This window comes from Nocardiopsis lambiniae (assembly GCF_031845465.1).
In the GTDB taxonomy this organism is placed as follows: domain Bacteria; phylum Actinomycetota; class Actinomycetes; order Streptosporangiales; family Streptosporangiaceae; genus Nocardiopsis; species Nocardiopsis lambiniae.
Genome location: NZ_JAVREP010000013.1, coordinates 121215 through 138512 on the forward strand (window position 1 = coordinate 121215; position 17298 = coordinate 138512).

Annotated in this window: 16 protein-coding genes; 10 read left to right on the forward strand and 6 right to left on the reverse strand. The window is 73.1% G+C overall.

Annotation, left to right across the window (positions count from 1 at the left end; all coding sequences use genetic code 11):
- The first annotated feature begins 63 nt into the window (after positions 1 to 63).
- On the forward strand, positions 64 to 1158 hold the full coding sequence (locus RM479_RS19215) for an FAD-dependent oxidoreductase (protein ID WP_311513095.1): 1095 nt from the start codon (positions 64 to 66) through the stop codon (positions 1156 to 1158).
- A gap of 45 nt (positions 1159 to 1203) precedes the next feature.
- Here the strand turns inward: RM479_RS19215 and RM479_RS19220 are convergent, their stop codons facing one another.
- Complete coding sequence (locus tag RM479_RS19220; RefSeq protein ID WP_311513096.1) at positions 1204 to 1734, reverse strand: TOPRIM nucleotidyl transferase/hydrolase domain-containing protein; 531 nt, start codon at positions 1732 to 1734, stop codon at positions 1204 to 1206.
- Between the two features lie 175 nt (positions 1735 to 1909).
- Here RM479_RS19220 and RM479_RS19225 point away from each other — a divergent pair, with 175 nt between their 5' ends.
- From RM479_RS19225 to RM479_RS19250, 6 genes are all read left to right on the forward strand, one after another.
- Positions 1910 to 2641, forward strand: coding sequence for a Crp/Fnr family transcriptional regulator (locus RM479_RS19225; protein WP_311513097.1), 732 nt, complete (start codon positions 1910 to 1912; stop codon positions 2639 to 2641).
- 90 nt (positions 2642 to 2731) lie between these two features.
- Positions 2732 to 3505, forward strand: a complete 774-nt coding sequence (locus tag RM479_RS19230; RefSeq protein WP_311513098.1) for a hypothetical protein — start codon at positions 2732 to 2734, stop codon at positions 3503 to 3505.
- Positions 3498 to 5129 carry a hypothetical protein gene (locus tag RM479_RS19235; protein WP_311513099.1) on the forward strand — a complete coding sequence of 544 codons (1632 nt, stop codon included), beginning with the start codon at positions 3498 to 3500 and terminating at the stop codon, positions 5127 to 5129. Before RM479_RS19230 ends, RM479_RS19235 begins: the two co-directional genes overlap by 8 nt.
- Positions 5126 to 5683, forward strand: a complete 558-nt coding sequence (locus RM479_RS19240) for a hypothetical protein (protein ID WP_311513100.1) — start codon at positions 5126 to 5128, stop codon at positions 5681 to 5683. The genes RM479_RS19235 and RM479_RS19240 overlap by 4 nt, the downstream gene beginning before the upstream one ends.
- A 63-nt stretch (positions 5684 to 5746) precedes the next feature.
- Positions 5747 to 6646, forward strand: coding sequence for a hypothetical protein (locus tag RM479_RS19245; protein ID WP_311513101.1), 900 nt, complete (start codon positions 5747 to 5749; stop codon positions 6644 to 6646).
- A gap of 150 nt (positions 6647 to 6796) precedes the next feature.
- Positions 6797 to 7816 carry a glutathione S-transferase family protein gene (locus RM479_RS19250; protein WP_311513102.1) on the forward strand — a complete coding sequence of 340 codons (1020 nt, stop codon included), beginning with the start codon at positions 6797 to 6799 and terminating at the stop codon, positions 7814 to 7816.
- Positions 7817 to 7846: 30 nt separating this feature from the next.
- On the opposite strand, the gene RM479_RS19255 is transcribed toward RM479_RS19250, so the two are convergent.
- Positions 7847 to 8746 carry a LysR family transcriptional regulator gene (locus tag RM479_RS19255; protein WP_311513103.1) on the reverse strand — a complete coding sequence of 300 codons (900 nt, stop codon included), beginning with the start codon at positions 8744 to 8746 and terminating at the stop codon, positions 7847 to 7849.
- A gap of 107 nt (positions 8747 to 8853) precedes the next feature.
- On the opposite strand from RM479_RS19255, the gene RM479_RS19260 reads away from it, so the two are divergent.
- On the forward strand, positions 8854 to 9795 hold the full coding sequence (locus RM479_RS19260; RefSeq protein WP_311513104.1) for an EamA family transporter: 942 nt from the start codon (positions 8854 to 8856) through the stop codon (positions 9793 to 9795).
- Here the strand turns inward: RM479_RS19260 and RM479_RS19265 are convergent.
- The 4 genes from RM479_RS19265 to eat all read right to left on the reverse strand — a co-directional run bounded on the left by RM479_RS19265 (position 9716) and on the right by eat (position 14198).
- Positions 9716 to 10960, reverse strand: coding sequence for an FAD-dependent oxidoreductase (locus tag RM479_RS19265; RefSeq protein WP_311513105.1), 1245 nt, complete (start codon positions 10958 to 10960; stop codon positions 9716 to 9718). The two genes, RM479_RS19260 and RM479_RS19265, sit on opposite strands and share 80 nt — an antisense overlap.
- A 41-nt stretch (positions 10961 to 11001) precedes the next feature.
- Complete coding sequence (locus RM479_RS19270) at positions 11002 to 11817, reverse strand: TetR/AcrR family transcriptional regulator (protein WP_397222605.1); 816 nt, start codon at positions 11815 to 11817, stop codon at positions 11002 to 11004.
- An 82-nt stretch (positions 11818 to 11899) separates the two neighbouring features.
- Positions 11900 to 12664 carry a FadR/GntR family transcriptional regulator gene (locus RM479_RS19275; RefSeq protein ID WP_397222606.1) on the reverse strand — a complete coding sequence of 255 codons (765 nt, stop codon included), beginning with the start codon at positions 12662 to 12664 and terminating at the stop codon, positions 11900 to 11902.
- Between the two features lie 76 nt (positions 12665 to 12740).
- Complete coding sequence (gene eat, locus RM479_RS19280) at positions 12741 to 14198, reverse strand: ethanolamine permease (RefSeq protein ID WP_311513108.1); 1458 nt, start codon at positions 14196 to 14198, stop codon at positions 12741 to 12743.
- Positions 14199 to 14434: 236 nt separating this feature from the next.
- On the opposite strand from eat, the gene RM479_RS19285 reads away from it, so the two are divergent.
- Together RM479_RS19285 and RM479_RS19290 are read left to right on the forward strand one after the other, a co-directional pair.
- Positions 14435 to 15805, forward strand: coding sequence for a glutamine synthetase family protein (locus RM479_RS19285; protein WP_311513109.1), 1371 nt, complete (start codon positions 14435 to 14437; stop codon positions 15803 to 15805).
- 68 nt (positions 15806 to 15873) lie between these two features.
- Positions 15874 to 17268 (forward strand): aldehyde dehydrogenase family protein, encoded by a 1395-nt coding sequence (locus RM479_RS19290; RefSeq protein WP_311513110.1) that lies wholly within the window; start codon positions 15874 to 15876, stop codon positions 17266 to 17268.
- Positions 17269 to 17298: the final 30 nt, after the last annotated feature.

Sequence of the window (17298 nt, forward strand, 5' to 3'; positions counted from 1 at the left end):
CGGGGAAGAAACCCGGGCGCGCGTTGTTGCCCTTGGACGGTGGACGACGCGAAGGGGGACACCATGACGGCTGACGCGCCGGTGGCGCCGGAGGAGACCGACGTGGTCGTGGTGGGCGCGGGCCAGGCCGGGCTCTCGGTGGCCTGGCACCTGCGCCGCCTGGGCCTGGTCCCCGGAACCGACGCGGTCGTGCTCGACCGGGGTCCCGCCCCCGGCGGGGCCTGGCAGTTCCGCTGGGAGGCGCTGCGCCTGGACGACGCCCACAAGGTCGACGACCTGCCGGGCATGCGGGACCTCGGTCTGAGCTTCGCCACCGCCGACGGCACCCGACCCGCCCGGGACGTCGTCCGCGAGTACTACGACCGCTACGAGCGCGCCTTCGACCTGCGGGTGCGCCGACCGACCACGGTGTCCCGGGTACGGGAGGCCGGGGACGGCCGACTCCTGGTGGAGACCGACCGGGGCGCGCTCCTCACCCGGGCGCTGGTCAACGCGAGCGGCACCTGGGCGCGGCCGTTCCGGCCCTCCTTCCCGGGGGCCGCGGACTTCCGGGGCGTGCAGGTGTCCACGCCGCACTACCGGGCGGCGGAGGACTTCTCGGGGCTGCGGGTGCTGGTCGTGGGCGGGGGCACCTCCGCCGTCGGATTCCTCCACGAACTGGAGGGGGTCGCCGCCGAGACGATCTGGGTCACCCGTCGCCCGGTCCGGTTCGTCGACGACCCCGGAGCCGGGATCGCCGCGGTGAACCGGGCCGACGAGGCCGCCCGCGCCGGACGACCGCTGCCCAGTATCTCCAGCGGTACGGGACTGCCCGCCACCGAGCGGAACCTGGCCGCCGTCGAACGCGGCCTGCTGGTGGCCCGCCCCCCGTTCACCGCGATCGAACCCCACGGGGTGCGCTGGGCCGACGGCTCCTTCTCGCCGGTGGACGCCATCATCTGGGCCACGGGCTTCCGCCCCGAGCTCACCCACCTGGCCCCGTTGGGGTTGCGCGAACCCGAGGGCGGGCTCAAGGTCGAGCGGGGCCGTTCGGTGCGCGACCCGCGCGTGTTCCTCGCCGGGTACGGACCCCAGGCCAGCACGATCGGCGCCAACCGGGCGGGACGGACCGTCGCCCGACAGGTCGTGGACCACCTGCGCGCCCCGGTCGCCGCCTGAGGTCCCGGTCGTGGAGCCCCCGACCTCCGCCCGGCTCCCCGCCGACTACATCGCCGTCAGGATCGCCGCCAACGGCTCCGGAACCCGGTCCGGGTCCAGCGCCCGGGCCATCGCACGGGCGTACCGTTCCTTCTCGTTGCTCATGAACCCGTGCAACTGCCGGTCGGCCGGTCGGCTCCGGTGCGCCGGCTGCCGACGGTAGGTCCACAAGGACCGTTCGCGGCCCTGTCCGGCGATCACCCGTTCCACCCCGGCGACGCCCAGGGCCCGGATCAGCTCGTCCTCCAGGTCGGCCACGCACACGTGGAAGTCCCGCCCCAGCCCCGCCTGCGCGAAGGCCCGGTCGAAGTGCCGTTCCTCTCCCGCGTCGCACAGTCCCACCAGGCGCGCCCCCGCGCCCCGCGGGCCCAGTCGGGTCACGAAGCGGCTGATGTTGGTGGCGCCGCCCATGGGCACGATCACGGCGCCCCGGGCCGCCGGGTCCACCCCGAGCCGCTCCGCCAGGGTGACCAGGGCCGCGCGATCGCTCTCGCCCTCGACGAGGATCGCGACGTCGAACCCGTTCAGCCCTTCCACGCGCGCCACCCTACGGCCTCGCGCCCGTCCGGGGGGAGTGCTTTTCCGGCACGGGGCATGTCCGGTCATGTGACGTCACGCTTGGACAACGGCCGAAGCGATCCCCGATCGACGCCGATGCCGCATCGCGCACCATGGAGGTGTGAGGTGGTGGGCGGCCCGGGGAGGCGCGACGGTGAGCAGGCAGGGCTTGGGCGGGTTATTGGAGGACGACCAATGGGACGCCCTCGTGCGGTCCGGATCCGTGCGGGTGCACCGCGCCTCGGAGCCGATCATGGGCCAGGGGGAGCGTGACGACACCGTCCACGTCCTCCAGGGCGGGGACGTCAAGATCTCCGTGCTGCTGCGCGACGGCACCGAGGCGCTGATGGCGATGCGCGGCCCCGGCGAGGTGCTGGGGGAGATGTCGGTGCTGTCGGGGCTGCCGCGCACCGCGACGGTACGGGCCGCCCGCGGGTCCTGCACCACGTACGTGATCGCCGGGGACCGGTTCCGGACCCTGGTGCGCAACATGGGCCTCGAACGCCTCCTGTGGGAGCACATCGTGCGCCGGCAGCAGGAGAGCGAGTCGCTGCGCACCGAGATGGCCAAGCTCACCTCGCGCGAGCGGCTGGCCGAGACCATGCTCCGGCTCGCGGGCCCCTCCGGAGGTGCGGGGCGGGGACCCATCGAGCTGCACCTGACCCAGCGCGAACTCGGTGAGGCCGTCGGCCGATCCCTCTCGTGGGTCCAGGGGGAACTCCGTCGGCTGCGCGAGGCCGGGGTCGTCTCCACCGACCGGGGAAGCCTGGTGATCCACGGCGCGGAGCGACTGCGCCGGGCCCTGTCGGACGGCGACGTGGGTGTATCGACCGAATCAGGGACACATCCGGGAAGAACGTCCCTCCGGATGCACAGTTCTGGGTAAAGGGACGGTCATCCCCGGGTGACAGTGGTGGCCATGCGGTCCGAGAGGGCCGTGTGCGTCCCTCATTCGTCACTCAGGAGTCAACAGACCATGGCGGAGACGTCTCGTCGTGCCCGTCGCACGAGCCTCACAATGCCGCCGCAGCGCGCCGTGCTGGCACTCGACGCCGAAGGGTTCTCCCGTACCCCCTCGCGCCACCAGGGGATCCTCAACACCACCGTGCGGGACGTGCTGGCTGAGGCGTTCGACCGCGCCGGCCTGGCCGACCTCTGGCGGGACTGCTCGTTCCCCCAGCACACCGGCGACGGGTACGTCGTCGGTGTCCCCTCGGAGTACCTGCCACTGCTCGTCCACCCGCTGATGGACGAACTCCACGGTGTCCTGACCGACACCCAGCCGCACCTGGCGTTCGAGGACCGCGGCCTCTGGTTGCGGCTGCGCGCCGCGATCGGTCTGGGGCCGCTGCCCGACAGCGGCGGCGTCCGGCCCGGCGACGGTGTCGGCAGCGCGATGACCGAGACCCACCGGCTGCTCGACGCCGCCCCGCTGAAGGCCGCCCTGGCCGACAGCGACCCGGAGATCACCCTGCTGGTCGTCGGGTTGACCGCGCGGGCCCACGAGGACGCGGTCCTGGGCGGGTACACCGCCCTGTCCCCGCGTGCCTTCCGTGACATCGAGGTGTCCCACCCGGCCAAGGGCTACCGGGCCACGGGGCACCTGTACGTGCCGCGCCCCTCCGCCCGCCCCCGCGCCGCCGCGACCGGGAACGCCGCGCACGAGGGCGATGCGACCGGGGCCGCCCGCCCCGCCGCCCGCCGCCCGGATCCGGGGACGGTCGTCTTCGAGGCGGTGCGGGATGTCTGAGGCGCCCACCCGGGCCCTTCCCGTCCCTGGGGAGGGACCCGACGGCCCGGACCGACCGGAGTTCGCCTACGAACCGCCCACCGGCACCTCCCCCGAGGTGACCCGGCTGATGTGCCTGGCCGCCTACCTCGACGCGGCGTTCCGCCGGGTCGTCCTGGCCCGGCTGGTGGACGACCCGCGTCGGGTCGTCGCCCCCTCCTACGGGTTCGACCTGGTGCCGGTGATCGCCCACTGCCTGCGCGCCCGCGACATCGACGAGGAGTTCTCCCGGAAGCTGACGTTCGCCCGGGGCGTGTGCCTCTTCACCCTGACGATCATCGCGGTCCTTCTGGTCGTCGGGTGGTTCGACATCGTCGTCCGAGGCAGGGAATCCGCCCTGCCCCTGGTCGTGATGGTGGTCGTCCTCCTCGCCCTCTGCGCGCGGGTCGGTGTCCACTTCCTGTCCGGCGATACGGGCCGGACCGCGGTGGAGTGGGCCCGAGAGGTCGATGTCCTCTTCCTGCCCTGGCTGGCGTGGCGCGACCACCGGGAGCGGATCAAGCGCATCCTGGCCCGGGAGCTGAGCGAGGAGACCTTCACGGGCGGTCCTCCCGTCCCACCGTCCACGAAGGACGGGTCACTGCTGCGCCGGGTCGCCCGAGAACAGCACTCCGCGCTGATCCCGTACCGGCTCGACTCCCCCTTCCGCGGCGCGGGTCTGGAACTGAACATGTGGTCCCTGGCCTTGGAGTTGCGCAGGCGCGGGGCCGGCACCCGGGAGGAGCCGGGGCGTCCGCTCGACGAACGCGCCATCGTCGACCTGATCCGGCCTCAACTGGAGTCCCTGACCCTGTCGGCGGCCGGGGGCGGTCGCGATCGGCTCGGGGCGCTGGAGATCTCCGAGTGCGTGTTCCTGCCGGGCACCCTGCCGCACGGGGCCCTCCGGAGCGGGCTCCCGGTGGGGGCACCCGACGACGCCCGGGTGGCCGGCCACCTCCGTGCCGCCGTCGCCGAGGGCGGCGAACAACGCCGGCACTTCCTGCGCATTCGGGTCGGCGGCTGGGACGAACAGGTGGTCGTCACCGTCTTCGTGCGGGTCCACACCCAGGGCGGCGTACTCCTGTTGGAGATCGTCCCCTATCTGTTGGCGCCCTTGAACGACGACTTCCATGTCGTGTCCGCCGTGGTGGAGGCGCTCACCTCCGGTGTGGACGTGGACGACGTCATCGACGAACTGATGTCCCGCAACGCCGGGATCCGGAAGGTCCTCGACGTCCTGTCGCGGACCTCGAAGCCGGGCGGGTCCGGCCGCAATTCCGACGACGAGGACCGGCGGATCCGGGGACCGGTGTTCTCGGTGCGCCAGTACGCGGCGGGCGGAGGTCTCTCCCACTTCCAGCGGATGGACGTCATCCGTTACGTCAAGACCATCGAACTGCGCATCGCCGAGGGCGTGAACCAGGCGCTCGAACAGGCCGGATACGAGACCGAGGAGTTCCGGCGGCGGGCCGTCCACCTGGGGAACGGGGCCGTCTTCATCGGCGGTTCGATGACCGGCGGCGCCATCTCCACCGGGTCCGGCTCCCACGCGGAGGACAACTCCACCGACGGGTCCGTTTCACAGAGTGAGAGGGGAAGCACATGACGCGACACCACGACGATCCCGAACCGGAGGAGACCGCCCCGGCCGGGGGCGGGCTCTACGTCGGAGGGTCCGTTACCGGCGGCGCGGTGGTGACCGGCGCCCGCGGCCGTGCCGAGGACCGTTCCCGTACCGAGGGGGCCGTGGCCCCGCTTCCCCCGGTCACCGCCCGACCGGTCAGCGCGCCACCGGGACAGGCGGTGATCGCCGGGCACATCACCGGCGGTGCCCTGGTCACCGGTGAGGACGGGGTGGCGGTGAACGCCTCCGTCCGCGTCGACGCGGTGACCGTCCAGGTCCTGGACGATCTGGCCGGGGTGCGCGCCGCCCTCGGCCGCCGGCCCCGGACCTTCGAGGTCGAGGCGGTCGACGACGCGCTGGCACGCGCCGAAGGGGAGATCACGGACACCGGCGAGGTCGGTCCCGGGCTCCTGCGGCGTCTCCTGGCCCTGGTGCGCGGAGGCAGCGCCGTGGTCAGCGAGGTGGCGCGCACCACCCGAGCGGTGGAGGACCTGCACTCCTCCCTGTGCGTGATCGAGGGACGCCATGGCGGCTGAACCGGACCCGCTCGTACGGACATGGACGGCCGGACCCGGTCGGAACAAGGAAGAGGGGACACGATGACGACGACACCGCGCTGGGACGACGAGCGCCAGCGCTGGGAACGACCGGCCGAGACACCGTTGCCCGAACCCGAGGAGGCCGGGGCTCCCTGGTTGCCCGCCGCGGGCCTGGCGGTGGTCGCGCTCGTGGGAGCCTCCCCGGCGCTGGCCGGCACCCAGGAGGACCCGGGGGCCTACCTGGCGGAGTCCACCGGAACGTACGGCGACGGCCCCCTGCTGGAGACCGCACCCCACGACGAACCGTCGGCGACCACGACCGACCCCCTGCCCCGGACCGACGGCGGTCTCCCCGACGGCTCCTCGTCCTCCGGTGACCACGGTGGCGGTGGGGGCGGCACGACCGGAGACGGTTCCGGTGGGGACGGCCCCGCGCGCGACCCCGAACCCGGCGGCTCCGGGGGCGACGCCCCCGAGGACACCGCGTCGGACGAGCCTGCCCCCTCCGACGAACCGTCCCCCGAACCCTCTCCCTCCCCCGACGTTCCGCCCTTCCTGGACCCGGACGTGTGGGAGCCGGTGGAGGACGGGGACGGGGACGGGGAGCGGGTCTTCACCCTCATCGAGGACGACGCCTTCGAGGCGGTCCTCACCTGGGACGACGGCGACGAGACCGACCTGGAGCGCGTCCTGGAGGACCGGGTCCGTGTGCCCGCCCGCGAGGAGGAGGGGTACGAGGAGATCTCCGCCCTCGCGGAGGGCGCGTGGGAGCAGGGCGAGCCCGCGTTCGAGTACCTCTACGGCACCGGATCCGACCGGCACGCCCTGGCCACGGCCCTGGTCGACGGCGACCGGGTGGTGACCCTGACCCTTCGCGGCCCCGCCGAGGAGGGGCGACAGGCCCTCGAAGGGCACCTGGTGGAGGTGCTCGATCCGCTCGGCGTGAGGGAAGGGGAGTGACCCTCGCCGAGGACGCCCCCGGGAGGGAGTGACCCGGGGGTCGGGCGGGCGCGTGTCCGAGGACGGAGGGAACGCGCCCGCCCCTGTGGCCGGACCCGAACGGATACGATGCGGCACTGAGCGCACCGTCACGTCCGGAAGGGGAACGGGATGCGGGGCAACAAGGTGCCCACCGAGGAGATCAAGCGGGATCCGGCGGCCTTCGCCGACCGGGTCACCGCCGACGGGAGGTTCGGCCGGTCGGCCGAGGCCGGGCGCTACCGGCTGGTGATCAACCGGGCCTGCCCCTGGGCGCACCGGACCGTCATCGTGCGCCGCCTCATGGGGCTGGAGGGGGCGATCTCGCTCGCCGTCACCGATCCCCGCCAGGAGATCATCGAGGGCGACCCGCACTGGGTGTTCACCGAGGAGACGGGGAGCCCCGGCGGCCTCGACCCGGTCTTGGGCATCCACGCCCTGCGGGAGGCCTACCTGGCCCGCGATCCCGGCTACGACGGCGGGGTGAGCGTGCCCGGCCTGGTCGACGTCACCACCGGCCACCTGGCCACCAACGACTACGACCGGCTCTGTCTGGACCTGGCCACCGAGTGGGGCCCGCTGACCCGCAAGGACGCCCCCGACCTGTACCCGGAGGCGCTCCGGGCGGAGATCGAGGAGGTCGGCGCGGAGGTCTACCGCGACCTCAACAACGGTGTCTACCGCGCCGGGTTCGCCCCCGACCAGGCACGCTACGACCGGGCGGTCGCCGGGGTGTTCGCCCGGCTGGACGACCTGGAGGCGCGCCTGTCCACCCGCCGCTACCTGGTGGGGGAGTCCCTGACCCTGGCGGACATCCGGCTGTTCACGACCCTGGTGCGGTTCGACCCCGTCTACCACGGCCACTTCAAGTGCAACATCGCCAAGCTCACCGAGTACCCGGCGCTGTGGGCCTACGCCCGCGACCTGTTCCAGACCCCCGGGTTCGGCGACACCACCCACTTCGACCACATCCGGGTCCACTACTACTGGGTCCACACCGCCATCAACCCGACGCGGATCGTCGCCGCCGGCCCCGACCCGCAGGGGTGGCTCACCCCCCACGGGCGCGAGGGACTCGGCGGGTCGCCCTTCGGGAAGGGCGCCGCGCCCGGTCCGGTCCCCGCCGACGAACGGGTCCCCGGGATCTCCTAGGAGCGCCGTCCCGGGATCCGGGTCGGGTCTTCAGAGCGCTCCGACGTGGGCGCGCAGGACGCGGACCGTCTCGGTGACGGCGGGGCGGCGGGAGGTGCCCTCGCGCCACAGCACCGCGATGCCGCGCACCGGCGTCGGATCCACGGGCCGCACCGCGACGTCGTCGGGGAGCGTCCCCCGGCCCAGCCGGGGGACCACGGCGATGCCCAGACCGGCGGCCACCAGCGCCACCTGCGTCTGGTACTCCGCCACGTAGTGGGCGATGTCGGGTTCGGTGCCGATGGCGCGCATCGTGCGGGTCAGCCAGTCGTGGCACACCGTGCCCGGGGGTTGGCAGATCCATCGCTCACCGGCCAGGTCGGCGCGGGTCAGTGTCGTGCGGGCGGTCAGCGGGTGGTCCGGCGGCAGCAGGACGTCGCACCGGTCCTCGCCGACGCGCTCCCTCACCACCCCCTCGGGGACGCTCATGGGGGCGATGTCCCAGTCGTGGACCACCGCCAGGTCCACGGTGCCCTGGGCGACCATGTGCGGGGTGGCGTGCGGGTCCTCCTCGAACAGCCGCACGTCCAGGGCCGGGTGGGCGGCGGCCAGCTCGGCCAGCACCCCGGGCAGCAGACCCCGCGCGGCGGTGGCGAACGAGGCGACGGTCAACCGGCCGTGGGGCCGCCCGCGCCGCTCCTCCAGGCACACCTCCGCCTCCTCGACCAGGGCCAGCACCCGTCCCGCGGTGCCCACGAGCATGGCGGCGGCGTCGGTGAGCACGACACCGCGCCCGCGCCGTTCCAGCAGCGGTGTGCCGGTCTCACGTTCGAGTTTGCCGACCTGCTGGGAGATCGCCGAGGGGGTGTAGCCCAGGGCCTTGGCGGCGGACGCGACGGAACCGTGGACGTGCACGGCGTGCAGGGCGCGCAGGCGGGACAGGTCGAGCACGGGGGCGCTCCTTCCGGGAGGACCCCACCATTATGAAGCAGACGTGAATCCAACGGTGTAGGAATCTTCGCTGGTGCTTAATCCGTTCGGCCGCCATCATCGAATCCATGCGTCCCCTCCACCTGTTCCTGGCCGTGCTCGTCGCGGCGATCTGGGGTGTCAACTTCGTCGTCATCGAGGTCGGCCTCGACCACTTCCCTCCCCTGCTGTTCACCGCCCTGCGCTTCCTCGTCGCGGCCGTCCCGGCGGTCTTCCTCGTCAAACGGCCCGAGGTCGCCCTGGGGTGGATCGTGCTGGTGGGGCTGACCCTGGGGGTGGCCAAGTTCGGCCTGGTCTTCACCGGCATGCACCTGGGCATGCCCGCCGGGCTCACCTCCCTGGTGCTCCAGGTGCAGGCGGTGTTCACGGCGGTCTTCGCGGTGGTGTTCCTGCGCGAACGACTGCGGCCGGTCCGCTATCTGGGCATGGCGGTGGCCCTGGTCGGGATCGGCGTCGCCGCCTGGGCCCAGGGCGCCTCGGGCCCGCTCACGGCGTTCTCGATGATCATCGCGGCGGCTGCGTTCTGGGGCCTGGCCAACGTCCTCACCCGCAGGGCCGCCCCGCCCGACGCCCTGGCGTGGACGGTGTGGGTGAGTCTGGTGCCGCCGCTGCCGTTGTTCGTGATGTCCCTGCTGGTGGAGGGCCCCCGGGCGGGCCTGGTCGCGATGCGCGACCTGGACCCGACCGGGGTGGCCGCGCTCCTCTTCGTCGCCTGGGTGGCGACCGTGTTCGGGTTCGGCGTATGGGGCTTCCTGCTGCGCGAGCACGACGCCTCGGCGGTCGCCCCGTTCACCCTGCTCGTCCCGGTGTTCGGGATGCTCTCCGCGTACGTGTTCCTGGGCGAGGAACTCACCCCGCTCAACCTGACGGCCGCCGTGCTGCTGGTGGGCGGTGTCGCCCTCACCGCGCTGGGTGGCGGCCGTTCCCGGGTCACCCGACCGGACCCGGGGGAGCGGGGCGACGGCGGGCGAACCCCGGAGCGTGCTCCGACCGCAACCCCAGACCGATGAGGCGGGCGGGGACGGCCGACAGGAACGGCAGGTGCTCCATGAGCGCCACCAGCGTCGCGGGCGGTCCCACCCTGCGGCCCTGGATCATCGGCTCCGCCATGACCTTCTCCATGGTCCGCTGGAGGCGCTGGACGACGGCGGTCGGCAGCAGCCTGCGGGCGCGCACCCGGGCCAGGTCCCGGTCCTGGACGGCGCCCGCGCGGAGGGGCTCGGCGAGCAGGGTCGCCGCCGCCACCGCGTCCTGCACGGCCAGGTTGATGCCGACCCCGCCCATCGGGGACATCGCGTGCGCGGCGTCGCCGATGCACAGCACCCCCGCGCCGTGCCAGCGGCGCAGCCGGTCGAGCCGGATGTCCAGGTGTTTGACGTCGTCCATGGACTCCAGGGAGTCCACCCCGTCGGCCAGTTCCGGGACCAGCGCGGCGATGTCGGCGCGGAACGCCTCGACGCCCCGGGCCCGCAGTTCGGCGTCGCTCCCCTTGCGGCCGATGTAGGCGATCTGGAGGTAGCCCTCGCGCGGGATGACGATGAGGAACCGGCCCCGCCCGCCCCGGGGGGTGAGCGCCATCTCCCGCCCCGTGGCGGCGGTCAGCCGGAACCACCAGGCGTCGATCCCGACCGGGAACTCCCGCGGGACCAGTCCCGCCTCGCGGCGGACCAGCGACCAGCGGCCGTCGCACCCCACGGTGAGGGCGGCGCGGATCTCGCCCTCGCCGTCGGGCCCCCGGTGGCGGACCCCCGTCACCCGGCCGTTCTCGCGCAGCAGGCCGGTGACCTCGGTGCCCATCCGCAGGGTGAACGACGGTTCCTCCCCGCCCGCTTCGGCGAGCAGGGTGAGCAGGTCCCATTGGGGGACCATGGCGATGTGCCGGTAGGGGCGGGGCAGGCGTCGGAAGTCCGCCATGGTCACGACCCGCGTCCCGCCGATGGGGAAGGCGACGTGGTCCAGGGGGGTCTGGGGCAGGGCGGCGAAGCGTTCGCCCAGGCCGAGTTCGTCGAGCAGACGGATGGTGGAGGGGTGCACGGTGTCGCCCCGGAAGTCGCGCAGGAAGTCGTCGTGCTTCTCCAGCACGGTCACCGCCACACCCGCGCGGGCGAGCAGCAGGCCGAGCACCATTCCGGCGGGGCCGCCACCGGCGATCAGGCAGGTCGTGCGTTCGGACATGGGGGTCCTCCCGTTCCCGGGACGGTCGGGGCCGTCCCCGTTCAGTGCGGCGGGTCGGTCGCCACGGCCCGGAGGAAGGCGTCGCGGAGCACGGCGCAGGTCTCCTCCACGTCGGGGAAGTCGATGCCCGGCACCCCGGTCAGGGCCGGGCGCAGGGCGAAGTGGACGAACACGGGCGCGATCAGCTGCTGGACGAGCAGGGGCAGGGGCAGGTCGCGGAGGCGTCCGGCCGCGACCTCCCGGGACAGCCAGCCGCCCAGGGCCGCCAGGGCCCGGGGGAAGAAGCGGGTGGCCAGCATGTCCCGGGTGGGGCCGGTGGGTCTGGCGAACACGTCCGCCAGGATCGCGGGCATCACCCGGGGTTCGCGGCCGAACGCCCGGGCCAGTCGCAGGTGGACGCCGTGGACGGTGGCGGCCAGGTCGTCACCGGTGTCGGCGAGGAACCCCTCCAGCTCGGGCAGCGGGCTGTGCCGTTCGAAGACCGCGGCCAGCAGGCCGTCGCGCGAACCGAAGACGGCGTACAGGCTGTGCACCGAGCAGTCGGCGGCGAGCGCCACCGCCTCCAGCGTGGTGGCGGCCAGGCCCAGGTCGCCCAGGAGGCGGGCCCCGGCCCCGATGGCCCGTTCCCGTACCGGTGGTCGCCCTCCGGGGTCCACCCCGGCCGCGCGCACCGCCTCGTCCAGCGCGCCGCGCGTACCCCCGAGGCGGCGCAGGAGGGTGCTGCGGGAGATTCCCGCCTCCCGCGCGATCTCGACCAGGGGCACGTCGGCCACATCCCTTCCCGTCCGCTCCGCCGCGCGGATCGCCGCGCCCACCAGATCGTCCGGCACCCGTACATGATCGATATTTGACATCATGAACAAGGTAACCCGTAACCGGGTTCCAGGCAAGGGTTCCGGTGACGGTGCGGTCACCGGGGGCAGGGGCGAAGGGGGCCGGTCAGGAGAGGAAGCCGCGCATGAGGGCCTCGCTGCCCTCCAGGTGCTCGCTCACCGCCCGCCGCGCCGCGCCCGGGTCCCCCGCGCGCACCGCGGCCACGATCGCCCGGTGCTGGGCGCTGCTGTGCTCCAGGTTCCTCACCAGCATCGGCATGGCGTCGAGCAGGTCGTTGATCCGCATCCGCACGTCGGTCAACGCCGCCGCCAGCGAGGGCGAGCCGGTCAGCTCGGCCAGGGTCAGGTGGAACACGGTGTCCAGCCGCCGGTAGTCGCCGACCTCCGCGCCGTCCACCGCCATCGAGCGCTCGGTGAGCAGCCGATCCTGCTCCTCGGTCAGCCCGCGCTCCGCGAGCAGCGTCGCCGCGCCGATCTCCAGGGCGCGCCGGAACGCGAACAGGTCGTCCAGGTCCACGTCCATCCCCTGGAACACCCGCCGGGCCTCGGCCCGACTCGGCCGCGGTCGCACGTAGGTGACGAAGGTGCCGCCGGTGCGGCCCCGCCGCGACTCCACGTACCCGGCCTCCTGGAGGGCGCGGATCGCCTCGCGCAGGGTGATGCGGCTGACGCCCAACCGGGCGGCCAGTTCGCGTTCGGCCGGGAAGCGCTCCCCGTGGGGGACCACGCCCAACCGGATCGCCGACAGCAACCGCTCCACGGTCTCCTCGAAGGCGTTGCCCGCCCGCACCGGCCGGAACACCGCCTCGGCCGCCGGTCCCGCGTCCTCGACGGTGGGCTCGGCGTTCGTCCTCACCACGGTCCTCTCCATCGTGCGCCCCGCGCGCTGGTACGACCAGCCTACGGGCGGGCGGGACCGGAGCCGGTGCGGCCCCGGTCCCGCCGCCTCACTTGAGCTCCGACTCCGCCTGTTCGATCAGCGCGAACTCCTCCTCGGGCGCGTTGGCGACCAGGTGGTGGCGCGAGTGGAACCAGAAGTAGGCCAGGAACACCGCGAAGATCCCCGCCGTGATCGCCGCCCCCACCATGTCCACGAAGAACGTGGCCACCACCGCGCACAGCGCCAGCACGAACGCGATCCCGGTGGTGACCGTCCCTCCCGGGGTGCGGTAGGGGCGCTCCAGGCCCGGTTCGCGGCGGCGCAGCACCATGTGCGACAGGGTCATGAGCACGTAGGAGACCGTCGCCCCGAACACCGCGATGTTGATGAGCCGGTCTCCGTCGGCCACCGTCACCGCCAGCGCGAACCCGATGGTGCCGGGCACGATGAGCGCCAGGTAGGGGGTGCGCCGACGTCCGGTCACCGACAGCCACCGGGGCAGGTACCCGGCCCGCGACAGGGCGAACAGCTGCCGCGAGTAGGCGTAGATGATGGAGAAGAACGACGCCACCAGCCCGGCCAGGCCCACGTAGTTGACGAAGTCGGCGAGCGGCGTGTTGCCGCCGTAGGCCTCGCGCAGCGCCTCGGGCAGCGGATTGGACGACTCCGCCATCACCGATGCGCCCGCCCCGCCCGGGGCCAGCAGCAGCATGCCGGTCGCGGTGAGCATGAGCACGATCATCGCGACGATGATGCCGCGCGGCATGTCGCGCCGGGGGTCGCGGGCCTCCTCGGCCGCCAGCGGCACGCCCTCCACCGCGAGGAAGAACCAGATGCCGAACACGAACGCGCCCAGGATCCCCACGTACCCGTAGGGCAGGAAGGAACTGGCCCCCAGGGCCGTGGTGGGCTCGATGTCGAACAGGTTGGCGGGGTCGAACCGGGGGACCATGCCCACGATGAACGCCACCAGGGCCACCATGGCCACGGCCGTGATCACGAACATCACCCGCAGCGCCTCACCCACGCCCCACAGGTGGATGCCGACGAAGATCAGGTAGCAGGCGAGGTAGACGGGCCAGGCCTGGGTGAGTCCGAACAGGCCCAGCGCCTCCACGTAACCGCCGATGAACACGGCGATCGCGGCGGGGGCGATGGCGTACTCGATGAGGATGGCGGTCCCGGTGGCGAAGCCGCCGAGCGGGCCCAGGGCGCGCCGGGCGAACCCGTACCCGGCACCGGCCGTGGGCAGGGCGGAGGCGAGTTCGGCCAGGCCCAGCACCATGCACAGGTACATGGTCCCCATGAGCAGGGTGGCGATGAGCAGACCACCCCAACCGCCCTCGGCCAGGCCGAAGTTCCACCCGGCGAAGTCGCCGGAGATGACGTAGGCGACGCCCAGGCCCGCGAGCAGGACCCATCCGGCCGCGCCCCGGCGCAGTCGGCGTCTCGCGAGGTAGTCGTCGTCGGCGCGGGAGAAGTCCGCGCCCTGGATGCGCAGGGGACTCTTGTCGGGATCGGGCATCGGTTGCTCCCCAGGGGGTCGGTGGGTGCGCCCGTCGGGACCGGCCGGTGGATCAAAGGTCTGAGTCCGGTCCTTTTGGGTTGTCGCAGATGCTCCGCTCTCGCCTACTTCCTTGTCAAGAGGGTTAACGCCCTATTGACACGTACTTAGGGTGCTGGTTATCTGGCCCTGGATAAGGTCTGATCTCGAACCAATAGTGGCCGCCCCGGCGCCTCTGCGGACAAGGAGCCCCCCAGGTGAGAGCGCACGACGCACCCCGCCGCCCCCCGCTGACCGTGGACGCCCTGCGCGCGGCCGTCGCCGAGGGCGACGTCGACACCGTCCTGGTCGCCTTCCCCGACATGCAGGGCCGACTCCAGGGCAAACGCCTGTCCGGCCGGTTCTTCCTGGAGGAGGTTCTCGAACACGGCACCGAGGGCTGCAACTACCTGCTCGCCGTGGACGTGGACATGAACACCGTCGACGGCTACGCCATGTCCTCGTGGGAGACCGGTTACGGCGACTTCGCGATGGTCCCCGACCTCGCCACCCTGCGCCCCACCCCCTGGGCGGAGGGCGCGGTCATGGTCATCGCCGACCTGACCTGGCACGACGGCACTCCCGTGGTGGCCTCGCCGCGCGCCGTCCTGGACCGCCAGCGCGCACGTCTCGCCGAACGCGGGTGGACGGCGATGGTCGGCACCGAACTGGAGTTCGTCGTCTACCGCGACAGCTACGAGCAGGCCTGGGACCGCGCCTACCGCGACCTGACCCCCGCCAACCGGTACAACGTCGACTACTCGGTGCTGGGCGGCGCCCGCGTCGAACCCCTGCTGCGGCGCGTCCGCAACGAGATGACCGGCGCCGGACTGTACGTGGAGTCGGCCAAGGGCGAGTGCAACCTCGGCCAGCACGAGATCGTCTTCCGCTTCGACGAGGCCCGCGCCAGCTGCGACAACCACGCGATCTACAAGAACGGCGCCAAGGAGATCGCCGCCCAGGAGGGTATGTCGATCACCTTCATGGCCAAACCCAACGACCGCGAGGGCAACTCCTGCCACATCCACATCTCCCTGCGCGACGACCACGGTGCACCCGTCCTGGCCGAGGGAGACGGGCTGTCGGAGGTCGGCCGGCACTTCCTGGGCGGACAGCTCGCCGCCCTGCGCGAGTTCACCCTGCTGCTGGCGCCCAACATCAACTCCTACAAGCGCTACGTGCCGGGCAGCTTCGCGCCCACCGCCGTCGCCTGGGGCCACGACAACCGCACCTGCGCCCTGCGCCTGGTCGGCCACGGGCCCTCCCTGCGGGTGGAGAACCGGGTGCCCGGCGGCGACGTCAACCCGCACCTGTCCGTGGCCGCCCTCATCGCCGCCGGGCTGTACGGCATCGAGAACCGGATCGAGCCCGGCGAGCCCTTCGGCGGCAACGCCTACTCCTCCGGGCTGCCCACCGTCCCCACCACCCTGCGCGAGGCGCTGGAGCTGTGGGAGGGCGGCGACCTCGCCAGGGAGGTCTTCGGCGAGGAGGTCGTGGCCCACTACGCCAACAACGCCCGGGTCGAACTGGCCGCCTTCGACGCCGCCGTCACCGACTGGGAGATGTTCCGGGGCTTCGAACGCCTCTGACCACCGGACCCGGGGCCACCGGGCCCGAGTCCGTCGCACGTCACCACCGCACACCGACAGGGGGAACCGTGGGCACCGCCACGCCACCGCCCGACGACGCACCGGTCGTCCACCCGGTCGTCGATCCGGCCACCGAGCGGGTCATCGCGACCGTCCCGCTCGCGACCATCGCCGACACCGACGCGGCCGTCGCCCGTGCCCGTGCCGCCTTCCCGGCCTGGCGGGCGACCGCCCCCGGCGAACGCGCCCGCCTGCTGCGCGCCGTAGCCGACGCCATCGACGCCCACCTGGACGAACTCGCGGACCTGGAGGTCGCCAACGCCGGCCACCCCATCGGCCAGGCCCGGTGGGAGGCCGGCAACGCCCGCGACGTGTTCCGTTACTACGCCGGCGCGCCCGAACGCGCCGGCGGACGGCAGATCCCCGTTCCCGGCGGGTGGAGCGTCACCTTCGCCGAACCCCTCGGCGTGGTCGGCGTCATCGTCCCGTGGAACTTCCCCATGCCCGTCCTGTCCTGGGGGGCCGCGCCCGCACTGGCCGCCGGCGACACCGTCATCGTCAAACCCGCCGAACTCACCCCCCTCACCGCCCTGCGCATCGGCGAACTGGCGCGCGGGGCCGGTCTGCCCGAGGGCGTGCTCCAGGTCCTGCCCGGCGCCGGACCGGTCGTCGGGGAGCGGCTGGTGCGCCACCCCGACGTCGCCAAGATCGTGTTCACCGGCTCCACCCGGGTCGGCAAGGGCGTCATGGCCGCCGCCGCCGACGACCTCACCAGGGTGACCCTCGAACTCGGCGGCAAGAACGCCAACATCGTCTTCGCCGACGCGGACCTGGACAAGGCCGCCGCCACCGCCCCCTACGCGGTGTTCGACAACGCCGGCCAGGACTGCTGCGCCCGCTCCCGGCTGCTGGTCCAGGCGAGCGTGTACGACCGTTTCCTGGAGCTGCTGCGACCCGCCGTGGAGGGCGTCGTGGTGGGCGACCCGCGCGACCCCGCCACCGAGGTGGGGCCGCTGATCTCCGCCGCCCAGCGCGATCGTGTCGCCGCCTACGTCGACGGCGCCACCGTCGCCTTCCGGGGCCGGGCGCCCGAGGGGCCCGGCTTCTGGTACCCGCCCACCGTGCTCACCACCACCGACCCCGCCGAACCCGCCTTCCGGGAGGAGATCTTCGGGCCGGTGGTGTCCGTCCTTCCCTTCGAGGACGAACAGGACGCCGTGCGCATCGCCAACGACACTCCGTTCGGACTGGCCGGATCGCTGTGGACCCGTGACATCGGTCGCGCCCTGCGGGTCTCCCGCGCGGTCCGCGCCGGGAACCTGTCGGTCAACTCGCACTCGGCGGTGCGCTTCTGGACCCCGTTCGGCGGCATGGGCCAGTCCGGCATCGGCCGTGAACTGGGTCCCGACGCCCTGGACGCCTTCACCGAGACCAAGACCGTCTTCGTCTCCGACGACACCTGATCCCCCGCACACCGGGGACCCCGACCACAT